Source organism: Comamonas sp. B-9, assembly GCF_000410635.1.
Classification (GTDB): domain Bacteria; phylum Pseudomonadota; class Gammaproteobacteria; order Burkholderiales; family Burkholderiaceae_C; genus Comamonas.
The window spans coordinates 1-1,140 of sequence record NZ_KE148605.1 but is presented as its reverse complement, the minus strand read 5'-3'; the positions used below and the strand labels follow the sequence as shown (position 1 = coordinate 1,140).

The following is a 1,140-nucleotide window of genomic DNA, read 5'->3' as shown; positions in this document are numbered from 1 at the left end:
ATGTCTGAACTCAATCTTTCGCTGGTGTTTCTGTTTGCGCTGTCGGTCATTACCTTGCTGATCACCCCGGGCCCCGTGACCTTGCTGGTGGCCCGAGCCGGCCTGGTAGGCGGCATGCGCCATGCATTCGCCACCATTTGCGGCACCAACTTGGCATCGCTGGTGCTGATTTTTTTGTCGGCGCTGCTGATCAAGGGCTTGCTGGTCATCGATGAATCGGCCTTCAAGCTGGTGCGCCTGGCGGGCTGCCTCTACATCGTCTGGATTGCCTGGGGCATGATCCGCGATGCCTGGGCGATGGATGCCGAGCCCGGCAGTGCCATGACTGCGGAACCGGCCCCCGGCAGCAAGCAAGGCGGCTTCAGCCAGGGCTTTATCCTTGGTGTCTCCAACCCCAAGGACATCATTTTCTTTGCGTCGTTCTTGCCGCAGTTCATTGGCGTGCTGCCTGCGCCCGACCACAGCCTGGCGGTGCTGACCGTTGTCTGGGTGGTGCTGGATTTCAGCATGCTGGGCCTCATTGCGCTCCTGGTGCGCAGCTTGATTTCGCCCGCCCGCGAAAAGCGCATCTTGCTGGTCGCGTCCTGCCTGCTGCTGGCCATTGGCGTTGCCGGTTTTGGCTATGGGCTTTATGACCTGATGGCTTAGATCCGCCTAAATCCAGCGCCGCTTCTTCGCTAATCTTCGCTGATACCAAGCCAACAGGCCTGCGACATGCAGGCCTGTTTTTTTATGTCTGCACACTGCTTGGCGGGGACTCAGCGGCTGTCCACTGGCTGCGCAGGCTCTGCCTCATGGGCGGGCGCAGGGCGGCATACCGGCAGCGGCGCAGGTGCTGGCAGGCCAGCGGCCAGGGCCTTGTCATAGGCCTGGATGCGGCGGCGCTGCTCGGCCAGGGCCTGGGGGTCCAGATCGGGGCTGCATGGGGGCAGGGCAGGTGCCGCAGCAGACAGTGCGGAGGCGGCTTCTGATGCAGCCGGTGCTGCAGCCATCGGTGGCGCTGGCCGTTCGGCCGCGCGTTTTTCTTCGGCCGCCTGCGTTCTGGCAGCGGGTGGAACAGCAGGGTATGCGGGTGCAACGGCGGCTGCAGCGGGGGCCGCAGGTGCTGGCATCGGCGGCGCTACCGGCGTAGGCGCGGCT

1 protein-coding gene and 1 pseudogene are annotated in these 1,140 nt (G+C 64.2%); one reads left to right on the top strand and one right to left on the bottom strand.

What is annotated here, in order from left to right; translation table 11 throughout:
• On the top strand, positions 1-648 hold a 648-nt coding region (locus H928_RS0115865; protein ID WP_021027395.1), incomplete at its 5' end, for a LysE family translocator.
• A 110-nt stretch (positions 649-758) separates the two neighbouring features.
• Here H928_RS0115865 and H928_RS32905 read toward each other — a convergent pair.
• Positions 759-1,140, bottom strand: a pseudogene (locus H928_RS32905) (hypothetical protein); the annotation flags it as partial.